General features: G+C 59.3%; 19 protein-coding genes and 2 tRNA genes. 5 read left to right on the forward strand and 16 right to left on the reverse strand.

Annotation, left to right across the window (positions count from 1 at the left end):
* Window positions 1-5 precede the first annotated feature (5 nt).
* Window positions 6-368 (forward strand): diacylglycerol kinase, encoded by a 363-nt coding sequence (locus ACIOMO_RS17245; protein WP_053117735.1) that lies wholly within the window; start codon window positions 6-8, stop codon window positions 366-368.
* On the opposite strand, the gene ACIOMO_RS17250 is transcribed toward ACIOMO_RS17245, so the two are convergent.
* Window positions 365-1291, reverse strand: coding sequence for a LysR family transcriptional regulator (locus tag ACIOMO_RS17250; protein ID WP_053117737.1), 927 nt, complete (start codon window positions 1289-1291; stop codon window positions 365-367). The genes ACIOMO_RS17245 and ACIOMO_RS17250 overlap by 4 nt on opposite strands.
* A 133-nt stretch (window positions 1292-1424) precedes the next feature.
* Here ACIOMO_RS17250 and fpr point away from each other — a divergent pair, with 133 nt between their 5' ends.
* On the forward strand, window positions 1425-2204 hold the full coding sequence (fpr, locus tag ACIOMO_RS17255; RefSeq protein ID WP_007908723.1) for a ferredoxin-NADP reductase: 780 nt from the start codon (window positions 1425-1427) through the stop codon (window positions 2202-2204).
* A 230-nt stretch (window positions 2205-2434) separates the two neighbouring features.
* On the opposite strand, the gene tsaA is transcribed toward fpr, so the two are convergent.
* From tsaA to rimO, 6 genes are all read right to left on the reverse strand, one after another.
* Window positions 2435-3133: a tRNA (N6-threonylcarbamoyladenosine(37)-N6)-methyltransferase TrmO gene (gene tsaA / locus ACIOMO_RS17260; RefSeq protein ID WP_401242323.1), complete on the reverse strand. Its 699-nt coding sequence runs from the start codon at window positions 3131-3133 to the stop codon at window positions 2435-2437.
* A gap of 122 nt (window positions 3134-3255) precedes the next feature.
* Window positions 3256-4026 (reverse strand): SDR family oxidoreductase, encoded by a 771-nt coding sequence (locus ACIOMO_RS17265; protein WP_159813158.1) that lies wholly within the window; start codon window positions 4024-4026, stop codon window positions 3256-3258.
* 128 nt (window positions 4027-4154) lie between these two features.
* Window positions 4155-4625 carry a DUF1456 family protein gene (locus ACIOMO_RS17270; RefSeq protein WP_401242327.1) on the reverse strand — a complete coding sequence of 157 codons (471 nt, stop codon included), beginning with the start codon at window positions 4623-4625 and terminating at the stop codon, window positions 4155-4157.
* A 72-nt stretch (window positions 4626-4697) separates the two neighbouring features.
* On the reverse strand, window positions 4698-5408 hold the full coding sequence (locus tag ACIOMO_RS17275; protein ID WP_159813160.1) for an rRNA pseudouridine synthase: 711 nt from the start codon (window positions 5406-5408) through the stop codon (window positions 4698-4700).
* A gap of 190 nt (window positions 5409-5598) precedes the next feature.
* On the reverse strand, window positions 5599-6072 hold the full coding sequence (locus tag ACIOMO_RS17280) for a GNAT family N-acetyltransferase (RefSeq protein ID WP_212545309.1): 474 nt from the start codon (window positions 6070-6072) through the stop codon (window positions 5599-5601).
* A 223-nt stretch (window positions 6073-6295) separates the two neighbouring features.
* A complete protein-coding gene (gene rimO, locus ACIOMO_RS17285) occupies window positions 6296-7633 on the reverse strand; it encodes a 30S ribosomal protein S12 methylthiotransferase RimO (protein ID WP_008088939.1) in 1338 nt (445 codons plus the stop codon).
* A 355-nt stretch (window positions 7634-7988) separates the two neighbouring features.
* On the opposite strand from rimO, the gene ACIOMO_RS17290 reads away from it, so the two are divergent.
* Complete coding sequence (locus ACIOMO_RS17290) at window positions 7989-9830, forward strand: potassium transporter Kup (protein ID WP_371262362.1); 1842 nt, start codon at window positions 7989-7991, stop codon at window positions 9828-9830.
* Between the two features lie 397 nt (window positions 9831-10227).
* Here ACIOMO_RS17290 and ACIOMO_RS17295 read toward each other — a convergent pair whose 3' ends face one another.
* The 4 genes from ACIOMO_RS17295 to ACIOMO_RS17310 all read right to left on the reverse strand — a co-directional run bounded on the left by ACIOMO_RS17295 (window position 10228) and on the right by ACIOMO_RS17310 (window position 14815).
* Window positions 10228-11523: a virulence factor family protein gene (locus ACIOMO_RS17295; RefSeq protein WP_212549565.1), complete on the reverse strand. Its 1296-nt coding sequence runs from the start codon at window positions 11521-11523 to the stop codon at window positions 10228-10230.
* Window positions 11523-14162 (reverse strand): bifunctional lysylphosphatidylglycerol flippase/synthetase MprF, encoded by a 2640-nt coding sequence (mprF, locus tag ACIOMO_RS17300; RefSeq protein WP_401242332.1) that lies wholly within the window; start codon window positions 14160-14162, stop codon window positions 11523-11525. The genes ACIOMO_RS17295 and mprF overlap by 1 nt, the downstream gene beginning before the upstream one ends.
* A 278-nt stretch (window positions 14163-14440) precedes the next feature.
* Window positions 14441-14517: transfer RNA gene (locus ACIOMO_RS17305), tRNA-Met, on the reverse strand.
* A gap of 221 nt (window positions 14518-14738) precedes the next feature.
* Window positions 14739-14815: transfer RNA gene (locus tag ACIOMO_RS17310), tRNA-Met, on the reverse strand.
* A 280-nt stretch (window positions 14816-15095) separates the two neighbouring features.
* Between ACIOMO_RS17310 and dinB the strand changes: the two genes are divergently transcribed.
* On the forward strand, window positions 15096-16157 hold the full coding sequence (dinB, locus tag ACIOMO_RS17315) for a DNA polymerase IV (protein ID WP_053117758.1): 1062 nt from the start codon (window positions 15096-15098) through the stop codon (window positions 16155-16157).
* 88 nt (window positions 16158-16245) lie between these two features.
* Here the strand turns inward: dinB and ACIOMO_RS17320 are convergent, their stop codons facing one another.
* The 4 genes from ACIOMO_RS17320 to ACIOMO_RS17335 all read right to left on the reverse strand — a co-directional run bounded on the left by ACIOMO_RS17320 (window position 16246) and on the right by ACIOMO_RS17335 (window position 21018).
* Complete coding sequence (locus ACIOMO_RS17320) at window positions 16246-17199, reverse strand: hypothetical protein (protein ID WP_008083883.1); 954 nt, start codon at window positions 17197-17199, stop codon at window positions 16246-16248.
* Window positions 17200-17216: 17 nt separating this feature from the next.
* The gene (locus ACIOMO_RS17325; protein ID WP_159815000.1) at window positions 17217-18932 is read right to left on the reverse strand and encodes a proline--tRNA ligase; all 1716 of its coding nucleotides are present in this window, start codon (window positions 18930-18932) and stop codon (window positions 17217-17219) included.
* Between the two features lie 129 nt (window positions 18933-19061).
* Window positions 19062-20621, reverse strand: coding sequence for an AmpG family muropeptide MFS transporter (locus ACIOMO_RS17330; RefSeq protein ID WP_053117762.1), 1560 nt, complete (start codon window positions 20619-20621; stop codon window positions 19062-19064).
* A 43-nt stretch (window positions 20622-20664) separates the two neighbouring features.
* The gene (locus ACIOMO_RS17335) at window positions 20665-21018 is read right to left on the reverse strand and encodes an MGMT family protein (RefSeq protein WP_159815001.1); all 354 of its coding nucleotides are present in this window, start codon (window positions 21016-21018) and stop codon (window positions 20665-20667) included.
* A 164-nt stretch (window positions 21019-21182) separates the two neighbouring features.
* Between ACIOMO_RS17335 and ACIOMO_RS17340 the strand changes: the two genes are divergently transcribed.
* Window positions 21183-22190 carry a DUF481 domain-containing protein gene (locus tag ACIOMO_RS17340; protein WP_401242338.1) on the forward strand — a complete coding sequence of 336 codons (1008 nt, stop codon included), beginning with the start codon at window positions 21183-21185 and terminating at the stop codon, window positions 22188-22190.
* Between the two features lie 152 nt (window positions 22191-22342).
* Here the strand turns inward: ACIOMO_RS17340 and ACIOMO_RS17345 are convergent, their stop codons facing one another.
* The gene (locus ACIOMO_RS17345) at window positions 22343-22507 is read right to left on the reverse strand and encodes a cold-shock protein (RefSeq protein WP_401242442.1); all 165 of its coding nucleotides are present in this window, start codon (window positions 22505-22507) and stop codon (window positions 22343-22345) included.
* Window positions 22508-22510 lie beyond the last annotated feature (3 nt).

Genomic DNA, 22510 nt, shown 5'->3' on the forward strand with positions numbered 1-22510 from the left:
ACGTTATGTCACCTTTCAAGGGCCAGACCGGCCTGAAACGCATCCTTAATGCCTCCGGTTATTCACTGGACGGTCTGCGCGCAGCTTTCACCGGTGAAGCGGCGTTCCGCCAACTGGTGTTGCTCAACGTGATCCTGATTCCGGTGACGTTCTTTCTGAATGTCAGCCGTGTCGAGCAGGCGCTGTTGATCGCGGTGTGCCTGCTGGCGCTGATCGTCGAGCTGCTGAATTCGGCGGTCGAAGCGGCCATCGACCGCATCTCGCTGGAACTGCACCCACTGTCGAAGAACGCCAAGGACATGGGCAGCGCCGCGCAATTCGTCGCGCTGAGCATGATCGGTCTGGTGTGGGCAGTGATTCTGCTTTAAGCGATCGTTGGCAAGACGATCTCGTCGCTGCGCTGAACCCCGGCGGTGAAAGCGCGGCACAGTTCGAGAAACTCGCGCATCGCCGAGGTCTGGTATTTCTGTTTGTGCCAGATGAAGTAGAACTGCCGCGCCAGATCCAGATCCGGCGTTTCCACCGGCACCAGACTGCCGCGTCGGAACGCATCACGCAGCGCCAGTCGCGAGATGCAGCCAATCCCCAGCCCCGATTCCACCGCGCGTTTGATCGCTTCGGTGTGTTCCAGCTCCAGACGGATATTCAGCGCGCTGCGATGATGACGCATGGCCTGATCGAAGGTCAGCCGCGTGCCGGAACCTTGTTCACGCAGAATCCACGCCTCGTGCGTCAGCTCTTCCATCGTTGCGGTGCCGCGTTTGGCCAACGGATGCTGCGGCGCGCAAAACACCACCAGCTCATCCTCAACCCAGCTCTGCACTTCGATGTCCGGGTGGCTGCAATCGCCTTCGATTAGACCCAGATCAATTTCGTAGTGGGCAACTTGTTGCACGATATTGGCAGTGTTCTGCACGTGCAGCTTCACCTGACTTTCCGGGTGGCGCTGCATGAAACTGCCGATCAACAGGGTCGCCAGGTAATTGCCGATGGTCAGCGTGGCGCCGACCGACAGCGAGCCGAAACCGGATTTGCCGTTGAGCAGGTCTTCGATTTCCTTGGCCTGATCGAGCAGGGCCACCGCCTGCGGCAGCAGCTGTTTGCCGAGGGCGTTGAGGCTCAGCCGTTTGCCGGCACGGTCGAACAGCTGGCAGCTGGACTGGCGCTCAAGCTCGGTGATCGAGGTGCTGGCGGCCGATTGCGAGAGGTTGAGCAGACCCGCAGCACGGGATACGCTTTCCTGCTGGGCGACGGCGACGAAGACTTGCAGTTGACGGAGAGTAAATCGCATATCGATATAACCGATAACCCTTATCTTAATAATCCAGTTAACAGATATTGTCGTCGCTATTAGAATGCGATGCAATTGCGCACCGTCGCCTTCAAAAGCCAGCGCAGACCCAATCTCCAGGAGTCAAACGTACATGAGCAACATGAACCACGAGCGTGTCCTCAGTGTTCATCACTGGAACGACACTCTGTTCAGCTTCAAGTGCACCCGCGATCCGGGCCTGCGCTTCGAGAACGGTCAGTTCGTGATGATCGGCCTGCAACAGCCTAACGGCCGCCCGCTTATGCGCGCTTACTCGATCGCCAGCCCGAACTGGGAAGAGCATCTGGAGTTCTTCAGCATCAAGGTGCAGGACGGCCCGCTGACCTCGCAGCTGCAGCATTTGAAGGAAGGCGACGAGATCATCATCTCGAAGAAGCCTACCGGCACCCTGGTGCTTGATGACCTGAACCCGGGTAAGCACCTGTACCTGCTGAGCACCGGCACCGGTCTGGCGCCGTTCATGAGCGTGATTCAGGATCCGGAAACCTACGAGCGCTTTGAAAAAGTGATCCTGGTTCACGGCGTACGCTACGTCAACGAAGTCGCCTACCGCGAATTCATCACCGAGCACCTGCCGCAGAACGAGTTCTTCGGCGAAGCGCTGCGTGACAAGCTGATCTACTACCCGACCGTGACCCGCGAGCCTTTCGAGAATCAGGGCCGTTTGACCGACCTGATGCGCAGCGGCAAGCTGTTCAGCGACATCGGCCTGCCACCGATCAACCCGCAGGACGACCGTGCAATGATCTGCGGCAGCCCGAGCATGCTCGACGAGACCAGTGAAGTGCTTGATAGCTTCGGCCTGAAGATCTCGGCGCGGATGCGCGAGCCGGGTGATTACCTGATCGAGCGTGCGTTCGTCGAGAAGTAAGCTGTTCAGGTGACGCAGAGCGTCAACGGATGCGTTCCCACGCAGAGCGTGGGAACGATCAGCCCCCACTGCCTGCAAAGGCAATGGGGGCTTTTTTATGCCCGAAACATTTCCTTCATGCCTGCCACAATCCATGTAGGAGCTGCCGAAGGCTGCGATCTTTTGATCTTGCTTTTAAGATCAAAATCAAAAGATCGCAGCCTTCGGCAGCTCCTACATTGACCGAGGTCTCAGGCTGCGGCAGGGATAACTTCTAGCACGCGAATCTGCTCAGGCGTCGGGTAATGCCAGCGTACGTCCAGATCCCAGAACTGCGCGCCGTATTCACGCTCTGGCACCGGGGTCTGATATGCCGGACGCGGATCCTGGGCCAGACACTGTTCAATCAACGCAACCAACGGCTCATCAAGGCGCTGAGCGTGTGTGTGCGCTTGTTTCAGTGCCGAGTCCGTCCACTGCACGTCAATCAGCTGCGGTGCTGCACTGGCGATGCTGTTGGAGGCTTCGGGGATGATATCGGCATAGGGCACGTAGGGTTTGACGTCGAGAACCGGCGTGCCGTCGAGCAAGTCGATGCCCGAGATGAACAGGCGATTGGCTTCGACCTTGTCCAGTTTCACCACAGATTGGCCGATGCCGTTGGGTCGGTGAGTCGCGCGGGTGGCGAACACGCCCATGGACTTGTTGCCGCCCAAGCGGGGTGGGCGGACTTTCAGGCGTGGTTTTTCTTCGAGTGCTTGGTGGAACAGGAACAGCAACCAGACGTGACTGACCTTTTCCAGGCCTTGCACGGCGTCACCCTGATCGAACGGCGCCACCAGTTCCAGCACGCCACGGGCGGCGGGGGCCAGTTGCGGCTGGCGCGGGATGGCGAATTTCTCCTTGAAGCAGGAGCGCACGAAGCCGATGGGGGAGACGCTGTAAGTCATGGTTTGCATTCGAAGCGGGGCAGGGTGGGAATGATGCACTAAAGATCAAAAGATCGCAGCCTTCGGCAGCTCCTACAGGGGCGCGTCGATCCCATGTAGGAGCTGCCGAAGGCTGCGATCTTTTAAAGGCTGAACCCACCATCCAACGGAATGATATTCCCGGTCATGTAGGCCCCGGCGGTACTCGCCAAACTGATCGCCAACGCCGCCATCTCTTCCTCACGCCCCCAACGCTTCATCGGGATCACCGCTGTGTCCTCCGCCAGCGCCTTTTCATCATTGCCAATATGCTGAGTCATCTTGCTCGGAAACCTTCCCGGTGCGATCACGTTGACATTGATGTGCTGGCTCACCAGCTCCCGCGCCAGAATTCGCGACAATTGGTGCAGGGCAGCCTTACTCGGCCCGTAGGCATACGCCTGTTCACCAAAAGAAGAAATCCCCGCCACCGAACCAATATTGATAATCCGCGCCGGATTCGCCGCTGAGCCTGCCTTGCGCAGCAACGGCAGAAACTGCTGGATGCAGGTGAACACCGACGTCACGTTGAGCTGCATGACCTTTTCCCAGCCCTTGACCGGGTAGCTCTCCAGCGGCGCGCCCCACGTGGTGCCGGCGTTGTTCACCAGAATATCCAGATGGGTGATTTGCTCGCCCAGACGCGCGGCCAGTTCCTGCACGCCTTCTTCAGTCGCCAGATTCGCTGCCATGCCGTAGCAAGTACCCAAAGCGCTGAGTTCTTCCGCGGTTTGATGACAGGCTTCGGCGTCGCGCGAGCAGACATAGACACGCGCGCCAGCCTCGACGAAGGCTTTGGCGATCATTTTGCCGATACCACGGGTGCCGCCGGTCACCAGAGCGGTGCGGCCTTGCAGGGAGAAATACGGGTGCATGGCGAGTCCTGAGTGCTAGGGATCAATACACCCTAGTCGTCAGCCGCGAAAAGCGGAGCCACTATTTTCGGAGGGAATGAACGGTCATGCATTGCAGTGGCGACCATCGATCGCCACCGCAGCGAGGATCAGGCCGGGCGAACGCGAAGGGTCAGACCCTTGAGGAAGTTGCGCAACAACTGGTCGCCACACGGGCGGTAGTTGGTGTGGCCGACCTTGCGGAACAGTGCGCTGAGCTCAGGCTTGGACACCGGGAACTCAGCAGCCTTGAGAATCGCGTGCATGTCGTCTTCTTTCAGTTCGAAGGCCACGCGCAGCTTTTTCAGGATGATGTTGTTGGTCACCGGCACTTCGATCGGCTGCGGCGGACGGCTTTCATCCTTGCCACGCTTGAAGATCACCAGGCCGTCGAGGAAGTGCGCGATGACTTGGTCCGGGCAGCGCACGAAACCTTCTTCGTCTTCTTCTTTCTTGTCGAGCCAGGTCAGCACGTCAGCGAGTGCTACGTCCATGCCGCCGAGTTTGATGATTTCGACAACTTTCTTGTCACTGATGTCGAGCATGTAGCGCACGCTGCGCAATACGTCGTTATGAATCATGTGAGTAATCCTGATAAGCGTTGTGGGCAGCACGCGGGCGCGCTGCCGGAATGTGTGGCGGCAGTGGAAGTCTTAGAACTTCTCTTTGCCGGACAGGTAGCGCCATTGGCCGACCGGGACTTTGCCGATCGAGACGCCGCCGATGCGGATGCGGCGGATGCCGATGACCTTCAGGCCCACCGCTTCGCAGAACTGGGCGATGATCCCCGGCTGCGGGTTTTTCATGGCGAAGCGCAGGCGGTTTTCGTTCTGCCAGCTGGCCTTGACCGGCGGCAACTCCTTGCCCTTGTGCGTCAGGCCGTGCTGCAAGCGGTTGAGGCCGTGGGCGACCATGTCACCTTCGACTTCGACCACGTATTCCTGCTCGATCTTCGCGGCGTCGGCGGTGAGCTTGCGCAGGATTTTCCAGTCCTGGGTGAACACCAGCAGCCCGCTGGCCTTGGCTTGCAGGTCGGCGCTGGCGGTCAGGCGCAGGAAGTGCCCGCGCAACGGGCGTTTGCCATAGCGGTGTTCTTCGCTGAGGGTGTCGATGCTCAGCGATTGCATGGCGCTTTCGACGTCCATGCCGGCCGGCGCGTTGAGCAGGATAGTCACCGGCTCCGGCGCGGTGGCCTGGGCGTCCTTGTCGAGCTCGACCTTCTGGTCGCCGACCTTGAACTGCGGTTCGTCGATGACTTCGCCGTCCACGGTGACCCAGCCGCCCTCGATGAACAGCTCGGCCTCCCGGCGGGAGCAACCGACCAGTTCAATGAGGCGTTTGGAGAGGCGAATCGGGTCAGTCATGACAGGGCCGTAACAAAAAAGGGGTGGGCATTGTACCTGTGTGGCGCCGGTTAAGCCCGGTTCCATTTACAGGCGCTGAATTCAATGTGGGAGCGAGCTTGCTCGCGAAGGCGTCCTGCCAGTCTATGTGTGCAGTGACTGGTACACCGCATTCGCGAGCAAGCTCGCTCCCACAGGGTTCTACAGGGTTTCAACCATTACTGGAGCGTTGCTGATTTTGCCGCAAACGCATATGCAGCAACGGATACGGCTGGCCCATGCCATCCACCTCCGAGCGGCCGATCACCTCAAAACCCTGCTTGAAGTAAAACCCCAGTGCCTGCGGGTTCTGTTCGTTGACGTCCAGCTCATCGGCGTTCAAATGCTGCATCGCGTAGTTGAGCAGCTTCTTGCCCAAACCTTGACCGCGAAAATCGGGATCAATGAACAGCATCTCAATCTTGCCCGCCGCAACCCCGGCAAACCCGGTGATGCGCTGGTCGGCGTCCTTGGTGCAGATCAGCATCACCGCATCCAGATAACGCGTGAGCACCAGATTACGCAGCAGCTCGATGTAGCTGTCCGGCAGAAAATCATGGGTGGCGCGAACCGAGGCCTCCCAGACCCGGGTCAGTTCCTGATAATCGCTGAGTTTCGGCGTGTGGATAACCGAGTGGTGACGCATGCCTGTTGGCCTCTTGTTCGTTCAAGGGAGTCCGTCCCCCGATAAACGATAGCCGTAAAAAAGCCCCGCATCTTGGAAAAAGAGCGGGGCTTTTGAATTCAGCGCTATCCCGAATCCCTGTAGGAGCTGACGAGTGAAACGAGGCTGCGATCTTTTGATCTTGTTTATCGAGATCAAGATCAAAAGATCGCAGCCTTCGGCAGCTCCTACAGGGTATGCGGTGTTAGATCTGTTCGGCCCACAGATCGTATTCGTCAGCGTCGGTGACTTTGCACCAGACCTTGTCGCCCGGCTTCAGATTGCTGCCGTTATCAATAAACACGTTGCCGTCGATTTCCGGGGCATCGAAGAAGCAGCGGCCAACCGCGCCTTGCTCGTCAACTTCGTCCACCAACACTTCGATTTCACGGCCGATGCGCATTTGCAGGCGCGCCGAGCTGATCGCTTGCTGGTGCGCCATGAAGCGATCCCAACGATCCTGCTTGACCTCGTCCGGAACGATCTCCAGATCGAGATCGTTGGCCGGAGCACCTTCTACCGGCGAGTACTGGAAGCAGCCGACGCGGTCGAGCTGCGCTTCGGTCAACCAGTTCAGCAGGTACTGGAAGTCTTCTTCGGTTTCGCCCGGGAAGCCGACGATGAAGGTCGAACGGATGATCAGATCCGGGCAGATTTCGCGCCAGTTCTTGATCCGCGCCAGGGTCTTGTCTTCGAACGCCGGACGTTTCATCGACTTCAAGACTTTCGGGCTGGCGTGCTGGAACGGGATGTCCAGGTACGGCAGGATCTTGCCGGCGGCCATCAGCGGGATCAGTTCGTCAACGTGCGGGTACGGGTAAACGTAGTGCAGACGTACCCAGACGCCCAAAGTGCTCAGTGCTTCACAGAGTTCGGTCATGCGGGTTTTCACCGGCGCGCCGTTCCAGAAACCGGTGCGGTATTTCACGTCAACGCCGTAAGCGCTGGTGTCTTGCGAAATAACCAGCAACTCTTTAACGCCGGATTTGACCAGACGCTGAGCTTCGTCGAGCACATCGCCGACCGGACGGCTGACCAGTTTGCCGCGCATCGACGGGATGATGCAGAACGAGCAGCTGTGGTTGCAGCCTTCGGAAATCTTCAGGTAAGCGTAGTGACGCGGGGTCAGCTTGATGCCTTGCGGCGGCACCAGGTCGATCAGCGGGTTGTGGTCTTTACGCGGTGGCACGACTTCGTGCACGGCGTTGACCACTTGCTCGTACTGCTGCGGACCGGTCACGGCCAGCACGCTCGGGTGCACGTTGCGGATGTTGCCTTCTTCCACGCCCATGCAGCCGGTGACGATCACCTTGCCGTTTTCCTTGATCGCTTCGCCGATCACTTCCAGCGACTCAGCCTTGGCCGAATCGATGAAACCGCAGGTGTTGACGACTACAACGTCGGCGTCCTGATAGGTGGACACCACGTCATAACCTTCCATGCGCAGCTGGGTCAGGATGCGCTCGGAGTCGACCAGTGCTTTCGGGCAACCCAGAGATACAAAGCCAACCTTTGGATTGGCCGGCGCAGGAGTGGTGGACATGTCTAACCTCGGTATTTTGTGACGTCGCTTGCGCAGTGCGAAAGCCGACGGATGGGCGCTTAGGGCGCGCCTCTGATCAAAAAGTGCGCAATTCTAGCGGCGAGAAGCGCACTTGACCAGCTTTATGCCGGGAAATACGACGAGTGCTGCGCTATGCTTCGCGCCGTTGGGCTTTACCAATTTTTTACAGTCAACAAATCGTCTGTAACAACAGGTAAATCAGCGCATCATGCTGCACGACAAAGCATAGTGCTTCATTGAAAAGAAGCCGGTTCCGGTAAGTCAGGAGTGTTGGATGGGTCAGGCAAGTAGTCATGCGGCAGGCGCCGAGGGTTCGGCAACCAAGCCGCTGAGTATGCTGGTCGCGGCGGTCGGGGTGGTTTACGGCGACATCGGCACGAGCCCGTTGTACACCCTTAAAGAAGTGTTTTCCGGCGGCTACGGTGTGCCCGTCAATCACGACGGCGTGCTGGGCATTCTGTCGTTGATCTTCTGGTCGCTGATCTGGGTGGTTTCGATCAAATACATGATGTTCGTGCTGCGCGCCGACAACCAGGGCGAGGGCGGCATCATGGCGCTCACCGCACTGGCACGGCGAGCGGCCGGGCATCGCAAAAAGCTGCGTTCATTATTGGTGGTCTGCGGACTGATCGGCGCAGCGCTGTTTTACGGCGACAGCATGATCACCCCGGCGATTTCCGTACTCTCGGCGATTGAAGGTCTGGGGCTGGCATTCGATGGCATCGACCATTGGGTGGTGCCGCTGTCGCTGGTGGTTCTGGTCGGGTTGTTCCTGATCCAGCGCCACGGTACCGCGCGGATCGGCATTTTGTTTGGGCCGATCATGGTCACCTGGTTTCTCGTCCTTGGCGCGCTCGGGGTCTACGGCATCAGCCACACCCCGGAAGTGCTGCACGCGATGAACCCGATGTGGGCGGTGAATTTCTTCGTCGTTCATCCGGGCATGGGCGTGGCGATCCTCGGCGCTGTGGTGCTGGCGCTGACCGGTGCCGAAGCGCTGTACGCCGACATGGGCCACTTCGGTCGCAAACCGATTGCCCGCGCGTGGTTCATTCTGGTGTTGCCGGCGCTGGTGCTCAACTACTTCGGTCAGGGCGCTTTGCTGCTGGACAACCCGGAAGCGGCGCGTAACCCGTTCTACCTGCTGGCGCCGAGCTGGGCATTGATTCCGCTGGTCGGTCTGTCGACACTGGCCACAGTGATTGCCTCGCAAGCGGTGATTTCCGGCGCGTTCTCCCTGACCCGTCAGGCGATTCAGCTCGGCTACATTCCGCGCATGTACATCCAGCACACCTCCAGCGCCGAGCAGGGCCAGATCTACATCGGCGCGGTGAACTGGGCGTTGATGGTTGGTGTGGTGTTGTTGGTACTCGGCTTCGAATCGTCTGGCGCACTGGCCTCGGCCTACGGCGTGGCGGTGACGGGCACCATGCTGATGACCACCATTCTGGTGTCGGCGGTGATGCTGCTGCTGTGGAAATGGCCACCAATCCTTGCCGTGCCGGTGTTGATCGGTTTCCTGCTGGTGGACGGTCTGTACTTCGCCGCCAACGTGCCGAAGATCGTGCAGGGCGGTGCCTTCCCGGTGATCGCCGGTATCGCCCTGTTCGTGCTGATGACCACCTGGAAACGCGGCAAGCAACTGCTGGTCGATCGCCTCGACGAAGGCGCGCTGCCGCTGCCGATCTTCATCAGCAGCATCCGCGTACAACCACCGCATCGCGTGCAGGGCACTGCGGTGTTCCTCACCGCGCGCTCCGACGCCGTGCCTCATGCGTTGTTGCACAACCTGTTGCATAACCAGGTGCTGCATGAGCAGGTGGTGTTGCTGACGGTGGTCTACGAAGACATCCCGCGCGTACCACCGTCGCGGCGTTTTGAAGTGGAAGCGCACGGAGAGGGCTTCTTCCGGGTGATCCTGCATTTCGGCTTCACCGATGAGCCTGACGTGCCGCAGGCGCTGAAGTTGTGTCATCTGGATGATCTGGACTTCAGCCCGATGCGCACCACCTACTTCCTCAGCCGCGAAACGGTGATTGCCTCGAAGCTGGAAGGCATGGCGCGTTGGCGAGAGGCGCTGTTTGCGTTCATGTTGAAGAATGCCAATGGGAACTTGCGGTTCTTCAATCTTCCGTTGAACCGGGTGATTGAGTTGGGGACGCAGGTGGAGATGTAACTTGGCGTTATAGAGGAAGCCCCCGTCAGCGCTAGTGGCTGGCGGGGGCTTTTTTGTGGGCGTACACATTGCTTGAATACTGCACCAATCCCCCTGTGGGAGCGGGCTTGCTCGCGAAGGCGGTGGATCAGCTACCGGAGATGTCGTCTGACACAACGCCTTCGCGAGCAAGCCCGCTCCCACAATGATTCTGGGTATTTCCTGTATCCCGTGATCAACGCAATCCTCCTGTAGGAGTAAGCCTGCTCGCGATAGCGGTGTGTCAGTTGGCAAATAGGTGGCTGACACTCCGCTATCGCGAGCAGGCTCACTCCTACAGGGGATTGGGATGATCCTCTGAATGTAAAAAGCCCCCGCCATCGTGAGATGGCGGGGGCTTTTTTAAGGACGCTTCAGATCACTCTTCCGCGACCTGGCTCGCCGCCTGACGCTTCTCGATCAAGTCCACCAAGCGCTTCGCCAGCGCCGGGTAGTTCTCGTCGAAGTGGTGGCCGCCGGGCAGTTTCACTGCTTCACCGACTGCGGTCTTGTCGGTGCAACCACTTTCATCCGCCTCTTCTTCGCCATAGATGCAGATCACCTTGGCCGGTGGCAACTTGGCCATTTCCGGGCCAGTGGCGGCTTCTTTGCCGGCGTTGCCCAGCCAGCCCTCGACTTCGATTTCGAAGCTGCCGGTGCGGGCGAAGGCGAGCAGGATGATGGCGTCTACGCGTTGCTGCTCGGTGTCCGGCAGGCGGTTGTAGATTGCCGGCAGAACGTCTGCACCGAACGAATAACCGGTGAGGATGAATCGCTTGGTGCCCCATTTCTGCCGGTAGTGCTGCATCAGTTCGCTCAGATCCAGTGCGCTTTGCTCCGGGCTCTTGTGCTGCCAGTAGTAGCGCAGGGTGTCGATGCCGACCACCGGGTAGCCGATCTTGGCCATTTCACCGGCCACATCGCGGTCGAGGTCGCGCCAGCCGCCGTCACCGGAGAGGAACAGGGTGACAGTGTCTTTGGCCTGACCGGCCGGCACTTCAACCACCGGAATCGCCAGACCGCCGTTAGCCTTGTCGCCGCCAACGAGGATTTTGCGCAGTTCGTTGTTCAGCACTTGCGGCAGGTTGATGTCGTAGTCGCTGATGCTGGTTTCGGCGTTCGGTTGATCGCGCACGAAACCTGCGCTGGCGTCGTCCGGGTTGTCGTTCCACGCTGCCAGCCAGTGGCCGTGGGCAGCGGATTTCGGCAGCAGGTGCGTGCAGCCACCTTTTTCCAGTGCCAGGTCGACGGAAATGGCCTGGGCCTTGTCGTCTTTCTGTTCCGCCAGCCAGCGCCAGGCCAGCACCGCGCCAGGGCCGATGCCGCTGACCAGGGTGGCCGGGCCGTTCAGCTCGCGCAGACCGGTTTGCAGGGCGCGGCTTTGTTGCAGGCAGTCCTTGGGCAGAATCACCTGAACGATCTGCGCCGAGGCACTGCGGCTCAGGGTGGTCAGTTGATTGTCGGTCAGCTTCTGATCGCTATTGACCGCCACCAGCACCTGCGCCTTGGGCTTGGTGCCGGGGATAATGCGGGTCAACACGGTGCCGTCGGCTGCCGTAATGGGTTCGAGCGTCGGTTCCGGTGCCGGGCGTTTGAGGTACCAGTAACCGCCGCCGGCAATCACGGCCAGCACAATCAGTGCGGCCAGGATGTACTTCAGGGAGCGTTGAATCATCAGCGTTTCACCAATCCAGTCAAGCCGCCCGCGATCAGGGCAGCAGTGTCGGCCAGCGCCACCAACGGATCGAGTCCGGCGGGCACGGCCATATAACGGGGTTCCCAGTCAGGCTGGAACTTGTCTTTGAAGCGGCGCAAGCCTTGGAAGTTGTACAGCTGCTCACCACGGCGGAAAACCATCGAGCCCAGACGCTGGGTCAGCGGTGCACCACGGCGGGGTTGCAACCCCGACAACGGCACCATGCCCAGGCTGAAACGCGCGTATCCGTGACTCTTATAATGTTGAATCAGGCCGACCATCATGAATTCCATGGTCAGCTTCGGCGCATCCGGGTGCGCGCGCATCAGGTCGAGACTGGCCAGATCATGGCTGAACGTCTCAAGCAGGTTGGCGAACGCCACCGGGCGACCTTCGAAGCGAATCACCGCGATGCGGAAATGCTTCAGGTATTCGTCGCTGAAACGGCCGAGGGAGAAGCCTTTCTCGCGCACGTTCTTGCCGGTCAGCCAGGCATCGGAAATCACTTTCAGCTCATCCATCGGCGCCTGGCCCGGCTCGTGGATCTCCAGCGACAGACCGTCGCGGGTGCCTCGGTTCCAGGTGTAACGCAGATCTTTCATCTCTTTGCCCTTGGCTTCCAGGTCAAAGCGATGCAGATCGACGCGGGCTTCTTCGCCGAGCTTGATCGCGGTCAGGCCGATGTCCATGTAGTACGGCAGGTTCTCCGCGCGTACCTGATAGAACACCGGGCGCGCATGGTAAATGTCGCAGAGGTCGCGGAACTGCCAAATCATTTCTGCGCGTTGCTGGCCGGGGCCGATCGGGTCGTACAGCGCCACCAGGCTGCGGCCACGACGGGCGTACATCAGAAACGCCTCGTCGTTGGGGTGGAACAGCAACGCCTTGTCACCGGTCAGCGCGAGGCCGCCGTCGGGTTGCGAAGAGGCCATCAAAATCTTCGAGGCGCGCTCCAGCTCATCCGGCGTCGGCAAGTGAATGACCGGGCGCGCAGTGCGCAGCAGCCAGGTCAGAGCGATCACCAGCAACAACACCGCAGCGCCAAGCAGCGAACGCAGACCGCGTGGGGCATCAGCGTCGAGGGTGAACTGCCACCACAGTTGATGGCTGTAAGGAACGTCCTGATAGGCGAACAGCAGCAGCCAGGTCGATGCACCGAGGACGCACAGGCTGGCGACCAGATACAGCGGCGAGAAGGGCAGTTCGGTCAGGCGGCTCGGGCGGTAGAACGAGCGACGGAAAACCCCCAACAGCGCGGCGGTGAGGGTCATCAGTGTGGCTTCTTCCCAGTCGAAGCCTTTAAGCAGCGAGAGCAGGGCGCCGACCAGCAACAGAATGGTGGTCAGCATCCATGCTGCCGACAGGCGACGGCGCAGACCTTGGGCGAGCATCAGACACAACACGCCAATCAGGCTGGCGCCGAAGTGCGAAGCGTCGACCAGACGATGCGGAATCAGAAAACCAATGTGCTCCAGGCGTGTATCGATTTCAGGAGTGGCGCCAGAAAACAGCAGCACCACCCCCGATAAGAACACCAGCACTGCAAGGATCGGCGCGGCCAAACCCGAGGCGGCGCGCATCGTTTGCGATTGGAACAGGCGCTGACCTTCGTTGATCAGCAGCACTACGCAAGCCACCAGCAACGGCAGCACCACGTAGATCAGACGATACAGCAGCAGGGCTGCGGCCAGTGGTGCGGCGCCGAGTTTGTCGGCAAACGCGGCCAGCAGAATCGCTTCGAACACGCCAACGCCGCCCGGCACATGGCTGAGCACGCCAGCGGCAAGGGCGAGCAGATACACCAGCAAGAACGCGCCAAACGGCGGCGCTTCGGGCAGCAGCAGATACAGCACGGTCGCGGCGGCGGCGACGTCGAGTGCGGTGATAATCAGTTGCAGGAAAGTCAGACGGCGACCCGGCAGACGCAAGGTGCGGCGACCGACCCGAACCAGCAAGTTATCGCGCAACGGCTGCTCTGGCAGACGCCGACGATAGATGCCGATCGCCAATACCGCGCCAAGCAACAGCACGACAGCGGCAACTGTGCCCAGCAAACTTTCGGACAGGCCGAGTGCCGCAGAGGCAGCGGGCAGGTCACTCAGCGTCGCCAGCGCAGCCAGTGGCGGCAGCGCGCAACCCAGCGACAGGCTGGCGAACAGGGTCATGTGCGCGACTTCCGCCGCCCCCAGACCATGCCGTGCATATAAACGATAGCGAACCGAGCCGCCGGACAGCAGCGACAGGCCAATGGCGTTGCCAATCGCAAACGCGGTGAACCCGCCCATCGCCAGAGTACGCGGCGGCAAGGTCACGCCGGCATAGCGGCTGGCCGACCATTCATAGCCGAGCAGAATAATGAAGCCGACCACCGTCGCACCGAAAGCGCCGAGCAGGGCGGGTTTCGGTACCTCGAGAATCGAGTCGTGCAGAGCGTCGAGATCAAGCTCGGCCAATAGATGGCGACAGGCAATCAGCGCAATGGCGAACAGCAGCAACGTAACGGCCAGCCCAATTGGCTGACGGTATTTGCTCAAACGATCCAGCAAGCGCAAACGCTCTGGCTTGATCGGATGTTCCGCTGTGACGGTGTCTTGTGGATCAGACGAGTTGGCGCGCATCAATCACCTCTTGGATTGTGCGCGACAGGATGGAGGTATCCAGCCAAGTTACCAATCCCTGTAGAAAAAAATAATCACAAAATACTACGCCTCTCACCGGGTATCGGCGAGGGCAGTTCCTGGATTGCAGACGTCGTGCCTGCGACACAAGCATAGTCGCAAGTTGGCGAGTCTGAAGATCCCAAGCGTTCACTGCACAGTGACAGATCATTGTTGCGAAAGGACTTTTTCAACAGATACAAAAAAGGCCACTCTTTCGAGTAGCCTTTTTTGATGTTTGGTTGCGGGAGCCGGATTTGAACCGACGACCTTCGGGTTATGAGCCCGACGAGCTACCAGACTGCTCCATCCCGCGTCTGTGTGGCGGCATTCTACAGAGGAACGACGGGGTGTCAACCGCTAATCCCGTAAAGGGTCAAATAAGTGTGAGATCGCGTCAAACGGTCGCAGGTCGCGCCTAAGTTTCGGAAATGCAACGAATTCCTGTTTGGCGATCGCTTCCTTATAAGTAGAAGAAATCTGCAAAACAGACGCGCACAAAAAAGGCCACTCTTTCGAGTAGCCTTTTTTGATGTTTGGTTGCGGGAGCCGGATTTGAACCGACGACCTTCGGGTTATGAGCCCGACGAGCTACCAGACTGCTCCATCCCGCGTCTGTGTGTCGGCATTCTACAGAGGATCGCGAGGGTGTCAACCCGCATTCTGGATAAAATCTGTTGAGGTTCAATCGGTTAGCGCTTTTTGCAGTGCCTGAAAAGGCGTGCAGGGCAGGTGGCACAAGGGTTTCAGCTCTATCGAAGGGCTTCTTTCGATTGAGAAAATAAATTCATCGGCCTTTTCCTACGTGTCGAAAAGAACATTCTTACCACTGGTGCTATATACAGGTGTCAGTGAGATACTGCCGATCCGGCTCGCCATGTTTCCTTTTCTGTCATGACTCAGCGAAAAATCATCCACGTCGACTGTGACTGTTTCTACGCCGCCATCGAGATGCGTGATGACCCGAACCTCGCCGGCAAGCCTTTGGCGGTGGGCGGTTCGGCGGATCGGCGCGGTGTTATCGCCACCTGCAACTACGAGGCGCGGGCCTATGGCGTACGCTCGGCGATGTCCTCGGGGCATGCCTTGAAGCTGTGCCCGGATCTGACCATCGTCAAACCGCGCATGGACGCCTATCGCGAAGCCTCGAAAGAAATTCATGTGATTTTCAGCGATTACACCGACCTGATCGAACCGCTGTCGCTGGATGAGGCTTATCTGGATGTCTCGGACAGTGCGCATTTCGGCGGCAGCGCGACGCGTATTGCTCAAGACATTCGTCGACGCGTCTCCAATCAGTTGCATATCACCGTGTCTGCCGGTGTGGCGCCGAACAAGTTTCTGGCGAAGATCGCCAGCGATTGGAAAAAACCCAATGGTTTGTTCGTGATCACCCCGGATCAGGTCGAGGACTTTGTCAGTGGTTTGCCGGTGAGCAAGCTGCACGGTGTCGGCAAGGTCACCGCCGACAAACTGGGCAGGCTCGGCATCGTCGACTGCTCGCAATTGCGCGAGTGGGACAAGTTGGCGCTGGTGCGCGAATTCGGCAGTTTCGGCGAGCGAATGTGGAGCCTGGCGCGTGGGATTGATGATCGTCTGGTGCACAACGACAGTCGGCGTCAGTCAATCAGCGTGGAAAATACCTACGACGTTGATCTGCCGGATCTGCGCAGTTGCCTGGATAAATTGCCGGAGCTGCTGGAAACCCTGAAAACCCGCATGGCACGGATCGACAGCAGTTATCGACCGGGCAAACCGTTCGTCAAAGTGAAGTTTCATGACTTTACCCAGACCACGCTGGAGCAGGCCGGGGCAGGGCGGGACTTGGGCAGTTATCAGCTGATGCTGACGCAGGCGTTCAATCGCGGCGGGAAACCGGTGCGGTTGTTGGGGGTTGGGGTGAGGCTGGAGGATTTGCGGGGAGGGTTTGAGCAGATGGAGTTGTTTGAGCGGTAAAAGTCAAAAGATCGCAGCCTTCGGCAGCTCCTACAGGAGAACGCGTTCCATGTAGGAGCTGCCGAAGGCTGCGATCTTTTATGAGGCCTTAATTCGGCCCCGGATCCGCCACCAGACGCCCCGCATCCTTGGTCAGCGACTTGAGAAACTCAGTCTGCAACTCAGGATCGTTACGCGTCAGTTCGATCAGGCTTTGTTCCAGTTCGCTGGCTTCTTCTTCCAGACCCAGTTCCGACAGACGTTTGACCCGGTGTACCCACTGGCTCACTTCGTCGTCTTCCAGATCGTCGTAAATCAAGCCGTGCGCTTCGAGCAACTTGCCACGCAAGTGGCTGCTGATCGCCAGGGACGAGTCGGAATGCACGTCATCCTTGGCGTCCTCGACACTGATCTGCAGTTTGCCGACGTAATTGAGGTCATGCTCAGCGAATGGACTGTCGAGCAGGTTCACACGCAGCACGCCGTTGCGATCGGTGGTCATGTCGAAGGTCTGTTTGCCAGCCTTGACCTGCACCGGTCGCTCGCTCCACGGCAGGCTCGAATACTCCGTGCGCTTGTCGCGCTGGACTTCATCGATACCGGCCAGGTTCTGCTGCGCACGGCCGTTGGACTGCACGTTCATGAACGGGTTGAGCCCGGCAAAACCGTAACTCAGCCAATCCTTGGTGACGCTGTCCGGCAGATTGCCGAGGGCAAACACGTTGACCACGTTGGCGCCGACGCCACCGACCACAGCCACCACGCCCAGCGGAATCTCGTAGACCTCGCGCCAAGGTTGGTAAGGCGTGTAGCGATCGTAGCGACGTGTCACTTCGAACTCGGTGACTTCAAAAGTCTTCTGTTCGTTGATCTTCACGCGTCGCTGCGGCAGCTCAAGCTCCTTAGGCTCACCGACATCAATCTGCAGGCTGTGGTCGAGCAACTTACGCTCGACCCGCTCTTCGTGCTCGCTGCGCTGTGACATGTGATTGGCACAGCCGCTGACCAGCAGGGCACCGCACAGGGCGGTGCCACCGAGGCCTAAGGTGTTTCGCTTGAACATGACGTCTCTATCTGGTTTCAGCGGCGGATACGGGCCTGAAGGAAGGACAGTACGTCGGCGACCGGCAGTGCTTGCGCTTCGCCTTCGGTACGACTCTTGTATTCCAGGTTGCCTTCGGCGAGGCCGCGGTCGCTGACCACGATCCGGTGAGGAATGCCGATCAGCTCCATGTCCGCGAACTTGATGCCCGGGCTGGTTTTCTTGTCGCGATCATCCAGCAGCACTTCGAAGCCGGCCGCCGTCAGTTCGGCGTACAGCTTGTCGGTGGCTTCGCGCACCTGCTCGGTTTCATAACGCAGCGGTACCAGTGCGATCTGGAACGGCGCCAAAGTGTCGCTCCAGATGATGCCGTTGGCGTCGTTGTTCTGCTCGATGGCCGCCGCCACCACGCGGGAAACGCCGATGCCGTAGCAACCCATTTCGAGGGTAACCGGCTTGCCGTTCTCGCCCAGCACTTCGCACTTCATCGCTTTGCTGTACTTGTTGCCCAGCTGGAAGATGTGCCCGACTTCGATGCCGCGTTTGATTTCCAGCGTGCCTTTGCCGTCCGGGCTTGGATCGCCGGCGACCACGTTACGCAGGTCAGCCACGGTCGGAACCGGCAAATCGCGCTCCCAGTTCACGCCGAAGTAGTGCTTGTCGTCGATGTTCGCGCCGATGCCGAAGTCGCTCATCAGTTCGACCGAGCGGTCGATGATGATTGGCAGCGGCAGGTTCAGCGGGCCGAGCGAACCGGCGCCGGCGCCAATGGCGTCACGCAGTTCGGCGTCGGTGGCCATGACCAGCGGGCTGGCCACGCCAGGTTGCTGGGCAGCCTTGATTTCGTTGAGTTCGTGGTCGCCACGGATCACCAGCGCGATCAGCTTGCCTTCTTCTTCGGCGCGCACGATCAGGGTCTTGATGGTCTTTTCAATCGGCAGATTGAATTTTTCCACCAGCGCCGCGATGGTTTTGGTGTCAGGCGTATCGACCAGGCGAAGTTCTTCAGTCGCAGCGGCGCGCGACGTTTCGCGCGGCACGGCTTCGGCTTTTTCGATGTTCGCTGCGTAGTCGGAACCGTTGCTGAAAACGATGTCGTCTTCGCCGGACTCGGCCAGTACGTGGAATTCGTGCGAACCAGCGCCACCGATCGAACCGTTGTCGGCTTCCACCGGACGGAATTTCAGACCCAGACGCGTGAAGATGTTGCAGTAGGCTTCATGCATGCGGTCGTAGGTGATCTGCAGCGATGCCTGATCCGCGTGGAAGGAGTAGGAGTCCTTCATGATGAATTCGCGGCCACGCATCAAACCGAAGCGTGGACGGATCTCGTCACGGAATTTGGTCTGGATCTGGTACAGGTTGATTGGCAGCTGTTTGTAGCTGCTCAACTCGTTGCGCATCAGATCAGTGATCACTTCTTCGTGGGTCGGGCCCGCGCAGAAATCACGACCGTGGCGGTCTTTGATGCGCAGCAGCTCAGGGCCGTATTCTTCCCAGCGCCCCGATTCCTGCCACAGCTCGGCCGGTTGGGTGCTCGGCATCAACACTTCCAGAGAGCCGGCAGCGTTCATTTCTTCACGAACGATGGCTTCAACCTTGCGCATCACTCGCAAGCCCATCGGCAGCCAGGTGTACAGGCCCGAGGCGAGTTTGCGGATCATGCCGGCGCGCAGCATCAGCTGGTGGCTGATCACGACCGCGTCGGAAGGCGTTTCTTTCTGTGTGGCGAGCAAAAATTGACTGGTGCGCATGGTTGGCCGTTGTCGGTTGCTATGACTGGAAATGACGGAGCAGTGTACCGGCGACTTTTGCTGACGTACAGGCGTGTGGCCGGTGGAGGAGTTCAACGGCGGAATTCCTCCCGCCATTGACGAAATGTCTTACGACTCTTCCGCGACGGGCGTCGGGACGGGCTCGGGCGTGGGTGTCGGGCCTTCGCGGCGACTTTCCTGGAACCAGTGCAGGGCGATCAGCACCAGCGTCGGCACACCGAGCAACGCGGTGATCAGGAAGAAGTTGTGGTAACCGAACTTCTCCACCATCACCCCGGAATAACCGCCGATCAGGCGCGGCAGCAGGAGCATGATCGAGCTGAGCAGGGCGTATTGCGTCGCGGAGAACTTCAGGTTGGTCAGGCTCGACAGGTAGGCGACAAACGCCGATGTCGCCAGACCCGAACTGAAGTTGTCGAGGGAAATGGTCACCACCAGCATCTTCAGGTTCGGGCCCATGTCGGCAAGCATCAGGAACAGCAGGTTGGTGCCTGCCGAGGCGGCGCCGCCGATCAGCAGAATCGGCAGAATGCCGAAACGCACGATCAACAGGCCGCCCATGCCGGCGCCGACGAGGGTCATGATCAGGCCGAAAATCTTGCTGACACTGGCGATCTGATCCTTGGTGAAGCCCTGATCGATGTAGAACACGTTGGCCATTACGCCCATGACCGTGTCCGACATCCGGTAGGTCGCGATCAAACCGAGCAACAGCAGTGCCTGCCAGCGATAACGCAGGATGAAGTCGTTGACCGGCGTCAGCACCGGCGCCAGGCCACGGCGACCCATGGTCGACAGGCACAGACCGGTCAGCAGCGTATAGAGGATGGCGCGCAGGAAGGCGCGGTCTTCGAGCAGCAGATCCAGCGGGCTCATGCTGCCGAACAGCACGCTGGCGAAATCGGTGTTGTACAGCTGGGTGAACATCGCCGGCACCGACACGAGCAAGACGATCAGCACGAACACCGACATCAATTGATGCATGAACGTATAGCGCCCGGCCTGCAATTGGGTACGCAGCGGCACCGGCGGTTCGCGCATGAACAGCGTAGTGAGCAGGGCAGGGATCATCAGCGCGCCGAACAACACATAAGTGCCGGTCCACGCCGAGTGCTTGTAGTTGAAACCGGTAGAGCCGAAGCCTTCGGCGAAAAACAATGCGCCGGCGGTGGCGAGCAGGGCGGCGACGCGGTAGCCGGACATGTAGCTGGCGGCGAGTGCAGCCTGACGATTGTCGTCGGCGATTTCCAGTCGATAGGCGTCGACCGCAATGTCTTGGGTAGCGGAAGCGAAGGCGACGACCACGGCAATCGCGATCAACCAGGACAGGTGCTTCTGCGGATCACAGAAACCCATGCCGATCAGGCCAAGGATCACCAGGACTTGTGAGAGCACCAGCCAGGAGCGGCGTCGGCCAAGCTTGCCGAGCAACGGCAGGCGCCATTGGTCGAGCAGCGGTGACCAGACCCATTTGAACGCATAGGCCAGGCCGATGAGGCTTGCGTAGCCAATCGTTTCACGGGCTACGCCCGCTTCACGTAGCCAGACGGAAAGCGTTGAAAACACCAGCATGTACGGCAGGCCGGCGGCGAAACCGAGCAACAACAGCACGAGCGTCGAAGGACTGGCATAAGCAGCTAGCGCGGCGCGCCAGGTTTTACGGGGCATGGGCTGAAGTCTGCCTCAAGATTGCGAAAACAAAGCGCGCACTCTAACCGCTGTGCTCTACCGGACGCCAGCCATGGCGCTGAATATCCACACGATTATTCTGGACGGTGATGCCTTCCACGCGCAAACGCGCCCGTTGTTCATCGCCCGACGGGCTGCCCACCGGCAAACTGATACGACCGCCGGCGCCCAATACACGGTGCCAGGGCAGTTTGGTATCACCAGGCAACTGACTCAATACGCGGCCGACCCAGCGGGCGGCGCGCCCCAACCCGGCCAGTTCGGCTAACTGACCATAGCTGACGACTTTGCCTTCGGGCACTTGGGCGAGTGTCGAGTAGAGCGCCGTGCGTCGGATTTGCGCTTCGCTGTCCCCTTCGAGGTTCGGGTCTTTCACGTACGGAGTTCCTGAACTTGATCGTATCGAGGCCCTAAGCGTAATCCCTCGTCGTGCAGTTGAGAAATGAACTCAATAGAAATAGTCCGGTCAGTCCTTGTCAGGGTCTTATTCCTACGGATAATGCCCACCTTTTTTCGCAAACTTGAGCCCTCGATTCGCTTATGTTGTCCAGAACCTTGCTGTGCCTTACTGTTTTCAGTGCGTCCACGCCCCTGCTTGCCGACACCGTCTGGTTGAAGAACGGTGACAAGTTGAGCGGCACCATTTCCCTGTTCGACGGCGGCAAACTGTTGATTCAGACCAAGTACGCCGGAGCAGTCACGATCGACTGGAAAGAGGTCAAGACCCTTGAGAGCGATCAGCACCTGTTGGTCAAACAGGATGCCTACACCGGCGAAGTCTCCAAGTCGCTGACCGCAGCGGAAGACGGCAAGGTCACCCTGGCCAACGGCGAGGCGCCAAAAACTGTCGAGCTGGCGAGCATTCAGCAGATTCTCAAGCCGAAACCGGTGGTCGAGGATCTGGTGTGGAAGGGCAATGTCGACCTGGCAATGGATTATCAGCGCGCGGAAAAAGACACCGACGATTACGACATCGATTTCAAAACCACCGCGCGCCACGGTCGCTGGCGTCACATCGCCGAGGGCGAGTACAACCGCGAAGTGCAGGACGACGAAGTCACCACCAACAACTGGCGCGCCGAATACTCCCTCGACCGCTTCCTCACCGATAAGTGGTTCTGGCAGGGGCGTTTGAATTACAAGCGCGACCATGTTGAAGACCTGTCGCGCCAGCGCGTTGTCGGTACCGGTCCGGGTTACCAGTTCTGGGATGACGAGTTGGGCGCGTTCTCGCTCGGTTCGCTGCTCAACCGTACCGATTACGAATACAGCGATGGCGGCAAGGACAATTTCTATTCGGTCGCGATGAAGTGGGATTACAACCGTTACCTGATCGGCAAGAAGGTCGAGTTCTTCACCAACGGCGAGTTTGGCAAGCCGTTGTCGGGTGTCGCGGATTACGCGCTGGATGCCGAGATGGGCCTGCGCTACAAGGTTACTGAATGGGCGTCTCTGAATTTGAAAGCTGAGCGCGACATTATCAGTGGTACCGATGATGCTGATTTGAGCAAGACCCGTTATACCGCTGGGTTTGGCGTGGCCTGGTAACGTTTAAAGCAAAAGATCGCAGCCTTCGGCAGCTCCTGCACGGATTGTGTGGGGCCGCTGAAGGCTGCGATCTTTTTTTGCGCCTGAAAAACAGGCGCCCACAAAAAAGCCCCGCTTTTAAGGGCGGGGCTCTTTTCTAAAGAAGCTACAAGTTAGATAACTTGTACTTCCTCAGCTTGCATGCCTTTCTGACCGCGGGTAGCGATGAAAGAAACCTGTTGGCCTTCTTTCAGGCTTTTGAAGCCGTCGGATTGGATAGCTTTGAAGTGAACGAACAGGTCGTCACCGGATTGTGGAGTGATGAAGCCGGGCTTCATCAC

This window comes from Pseudomonas sp. NPDC087804 (genome assembly GCF_044742965.1).
In the GTDB taxonomy this organism is placed as follows: domain Bacteria; phylum Pseudomonadota; class Gammaproteobacteria; order Pseudomonadales; family Pseudomonadaceae; genus Aquipseudomonas; species Aquipseudomonas rustica.

Coding starts and splice junctions, on each gene's coding strand:
- ACIOMO_RS17345 (WP_401242442.1), bottom strand. CDS start 22,507: ATGAAGCCCGGCTTCATCACTCCACAATCCGGTGACGACCTGTTCGTT.
- ACIOMO_RS17270 (WP_401242327.1), bottom strand. CDS start 4,625: ATGATTCATAACGACGTATTGCGCAGCGTGCGCTACATGCTCGACATC.
- tsaA (WP_401242323.1), bottom strand. CDS start 3,133: ATGACTTACAGCGTCTCCCCCATCGGCTTCGTGCGCTCCTGCTTCAAG.
- ACIOMO_RS17275 (WP_159813160.1), bottom strand. CDS start 5,408: ATGACTGACCCGATTCGCCTCTCCAAACGCCTCATTGAACTGGTCGGT.
- mprF (WP_401242332.1), bottom strand. CDS start 14,162: ATGCGCGCCAACTCGTCTGATCCACAAGACACCGTCACAGCGGAACAT.
- dinB (WP_053117758.1), top strand. CDS start 15,096: ATGACTCAGCGAAAAATCATCCACGTCGACTGTGACTGTTTCTACGCC.
- ACIOMO_RS17290 (WP_371262362.1), top strand. CDS start 7,989: ATGCTGGTCGCGGCGGTCGGGGTGGTTTACGGCGACATCGGCACGAGC.
- ACIOMO_RS17340 (WP_401242338.1), top strand. CDS start 21,183: ATGTTGTCCAGAACCTTGCTGTGCCTTACTGTTTTCAGTGCGTCCACG.
- ACIOMO_RS17295 (WP_212549565.1), bottom strand. CDS start 11,523: ATGATTCAACGCTCCCTGAAGTACATCCTGGCCGCACTGATTGTGCTG.
- ACIOMO_RS17320 (WP_008083883.1), bottom strand. CDS start 17,199: ATGTTCAAGCGAAACACCTTAGGCCTCGGTGGCACCGCCCTGTGCGGT.
- ACIOMO_RS17265 (WP_159813158.1), bottom strand. CDS start 4,026: ATGCACCCGTATTTCTCCCTGCAAGGCCGCACCGCTCTGGTGACCGGC.
- ACIOMO_RS17280 (WP_212545309.1), bottom strand. CDS start 6,072: ATGCGTCACCACTCGGTTATCCACACGCCGAAACTCAGCGATTATCAG.
- fpr (WP_007908723.1), top strand. CDS start 1,425: ATGAGCAACATGAACCACGAGCGTGTCCTCAGTGTTCATCACTGGAAC.
- ACIOMO_RS17330 (WP_053117762.1), bottom strand. CDS start 20,621: ATGCCCCGTAAAACCTGGCGCGCCGCGCTAGCTGCTTATGCCAGTCCT.
- rimO (WP_008088939.1), bottom strand. CDS start 7,633: ATGTCCACCACTCCTGCGCCGGCCAATCCAAAGGTTGGCTTTGTATCT.
- ACIOMO_RS17325 (WP_159815000.1), bottom strand. CDS start 18,932: ATGCGCACCAGTCAATTTTTGCTCGCCACACAGAAAGAAACGCCTTCC.
- ACIOMO_RS17250 (WP_053117737.1), bottom strand. CDS start 1,291: ATGCGATTTACTCTCCGTCAACTGCAAGTCTTCGTCGCCGTCGCCCAG.
- ACIOMO_RS17245 (WP_053117735.1), top strand. CDS start 6: ATGTCACCTTTCAAGGGCCAGACCGGCCTGAAACGCATCCTTAATGCC.